Below are 3127 nucleotides of genomic sequence, written 5' to 3'. Positions count from 1 at the left end.
TGTCCTCGTTCCTGGAAAACTGACCGTTCACGACGCGCATCATATTGCTGAGGATATTGAGAACGAGATCCGTGCTGTGGTGCAGAACTCAGTCGCCTTTACGCATCTTGAGCCGATCGAGGATAAGCTTTCGCATGAGGATATTTATCTGGATAGGTAAAAACGAGATTCGATATTCGGAACTCGTTGATAGCCCTTCTCACTCATCCCTTCCAACTTTTCCCCTCAAGCGTTTTATCTTTCCTCTTTTCTTTTTTCCTTCCACCCTTTTTCTCATGGATGCCCTCGTTGGGCGTGTCTTGTGTCTTTTCTTTGGCGGTTTTTCGGCGCGAAGGAGCAAGGTTTCCAGACGGGAAAGGGCATCAGCCTGATTGCGCTCTTGTGTCCGAAAGCGGCTGGCTTCGATGATCAGAATGCCTTCTTCGGTCATTCTTTTTCCAGCCAACAGAGATAGTCTCGCAGCTACATCGCCTGCCAATCCCGCAGATGCCACGTCAAAGCGCAGGCGGACAGCCGTTGAAACCTTGTTGACGTTTTGTCCACCGGGGCCAGAGGCACGGAAATATTCAAAGGAGAGTGATTCTGGGGGGATTCTCATAATTTTTCACCACGAAGACACAGAGGGCACAGAGTTTTTCTTCGTGACCACAAAGCAATTCTTTGTGTCCTTCGTATCTTTGTGGTGCATCTTTTTATTTTGCCAACTCTTCCCACTCAATTAGCATCTCGTCCATCTCATCTTGCACCTGGGTATATTCTTCGCCCAATTTGCGCAATGCGTCAGAGTCATCAGGGGGATTTGATAGTTTTGCTCCCAATTCTGCTAAACGGGATTCAAGGGTAGCAACTTTATTTTCCACTTCCTGTAAGTATGCAAGTCGACGACGCTCTTCTTTTTGGACGGGATCACGGCGCGATCTGCGGGATGAATCCACTGTTCCATTGGCGGTGGCAAGCTCAAGCGCGAGGCGTGCCGCTTCCTTCTCCTGCTCACGACGCATCTGGGAATAGGTCCCCTCATAGACCGACAAACGCGAGGCACCCATCTCAATTTCCCAGATCTGGGAGGCCAGTGCATCGATCAGATAACGATCATGGGTGACGAGCAAGATCGTCCCCTTGTAGGCATCCAAAACCTGCTGCATAATTTCCTGTGCGGGGATGTCGAGATGGTTGGTCGGCTCGTCGAGCAGGAGCAAATTTGTATCCTGCAAGGCGAGTTTGGCAAGAGCCAATCGACCGCGCTCACCGCCAGAAAGGGTGGATACCTGCTTGAAAACATCGTCGCCAGAGAAAAGAAATTTGCCAAGATATTCGCGCATAGCACCGGGCAACATGGGCGAAACTGAGCCGATTTCATCCATAAGGGTGTTTTTTTCAGTCAGCCCCTCGTGCGCCTGTGAAAAATAGCCAATTTCCAGCGAGGCCCCAAGTTCAACCTCGCCTGCAACAGGTGGGATTTGACCAAGGATGGTTTTGATAAAGGTCGTTTTTCCGGCACCATTTGGGCCGATTAACGCGGCACATTCACGGCGATGCAATTCGATATCGGGGGCACTGAAAAGGGTTTCGCCCTCGTGGCCGATCCGGAGATCATAACTGCGGATAACCATCTCGCCAGAGCGTTTATTAGCACGTAATTGCAAATGAAGTTGCGGCGGGCGATGATCGGGCAGGCGCAAAGAGCGTACACGCTTTTCAGCCTCGTCGGGGCTGAGATCGCTGGTGGCCACATGAATATCCTGGCTGACCTGGCTCCATTTTCTGTTGATGACCGCATCCATACCAACCTGTTCGATGGCCTGTACAATCCGGCTCAGGCGGCGCAATTTGCCACGCGCCTGTGAAACACGCTGGCCCTCGATATGCTTTTTGATATATTCGGCTTCCTTAAGCAGCTTTTCTTTTTCGGCTTTGAAAACCTTCTGACGGCGATCCCAACGTTCCACTCGCTGACCCACGTAATGGCTGTAATTACCTCGATATGTCTCCACACCTGCAGCGGTCATCTCCAAAATGCCGTTGGCGGCGTGGTCGAGAAAATAGCGGTCATGCGAAACGATCAGGGCGGCACCATCCCATTTGCTGAGATAGGCCTCCAGCCATTCAACGGCGGCGATGTCGAGGTGATTGGTCGGCTCATCGAGCAGGAGCACATCCGGTTCAGAGAGGAGTAATTTGGCAAGGTAGGCCCGTGTCCGCTGGCCGCCAGATAGATGGTCGATGGGCATCTCAAAATCCGATTCGTCAAATCCCAAACCGGAGAGAACCTGGCGGATGCGCGTCTCGTAGGTGTAGCCACCACGCAGCTCGAAGGCAGCCTGGAGTTCCCCGTAGTGCTCCAGTATTTGGCTTGATTCGGGCTCATTTGCCATCTGTTCGGCGAGAAGGGCGAGTTCCTCGCCCTGTTTTTGGACCTCCGCAAAAACGGCGAGACATTCATCCCAAACCGTGCCATCCGAATGAAAATCCTTCGACTGTGGAAGATAGCCGACGCGCAGCTTTTTTGCGCGGGTCACGCGTCCTTCCGAAGGGGAATCATCTCCGATCAGGATGCGCAGCAAGGTCGTCTTGCCGACGCCGTTCGGCCCGACAAGCGCCATTCTTGAGCCGTGTTCGATGGTGAAATTCAGCCCGCTGAAGATATCAACATGGCCGAAAGATTGTGAGAGGTTGGAGGCGATTAAAAGAGACATAGATAATTAGAGAAAAGAGAGTAGTTGAGCAGAAAGATGAAAGAAGAAAGATGGCGTAAAAAGTGATGAGTGAGTGGTTTTTCTGCGGGGAAGATTATACTTGCTTAAGGGTTGGAAGGTTAGCGAGTTGGAAGGTCAAAAAGTTTGAGTGGTTTACCCTAATTGGAGAAATAGATCATATTCTCATCGCCTCCCATTTTTTGACTATATCTGTTAAATTCCCATTCTAGATGACCAACAAATCCCATTGAAGAAGTTTAAAACTCTCACCGCATGGACGTACCCCATTCGGGGCATTATGCCCTTTAGGGTACAAGATAAACATTCATGCTAAGAGCAAAAGCCCGCTACCTTAAAAGGTCCAGTCAAGCTGGATGAACAATGCTTCGCGAAAGCGGACACACCATCTCTGAAGGCGTAGCCGACTTTAG

3 protein-coding genes are annotated in these 3127 nt (G+C 50.8%); 1 reads left to right on the top strand and 2 read right to left on the bottom strand.

Annotation, left to right across the window (positions count from 1 at the left end; genetic code table 11):
- Nucleotides 1-160, top strand: a 160-nt coding sequence (locus AC3DOM_RS07430; RefSeq protein ID WP_487918402.1) for a cation transporter dimerization domain-containing protein, incomplete at its 5' end; no start/stop codon positions are given.
- Nucleotides 161-199: 39 nt separating this feature from the next.
- Here AC3DOM_RS07430 and arfB read toward each other — a convergent pair.
- Nucleotides 200-598, bottom strand: coding sequence for an alternative ribosome rescue aminoacyl-tRNA hydrolase ArfB (gene arfB, locus AC3DOM_RS07425; protein WP_487918401.1), 399 nt, complete (start codon nucleotides 596-598; stop codon nucleotides 200-202).
- A 94-nt stretch (nucleotides 599-692) separates the two neighbouring features.
- The gene (abc-f, locus tag AC3DOM_RS07420) at nucleotides 693-2696 is read right to left on the bottom strand and encodes a ribosomal protection-like ABC-F family protein (protein WP_487918400.1); all 2004 of its coding nucleotides are present in this window, start codon (nucleotides 2694-2696) and stop codon (nucleotides 693-695) included.
- Between the last annotated feature and the right edge of the window lie 431 nt (nucleotides 2697-3127).

It is taken from the genome of Candidatus Desulfolinea nitratireducens (assembly GCF_982879505.1).
The sequence above is the reverse complement of the archived record's forward strand: the minus strand, read 5'-3'. Positions and strand labels throughout refer to the sequence as shown.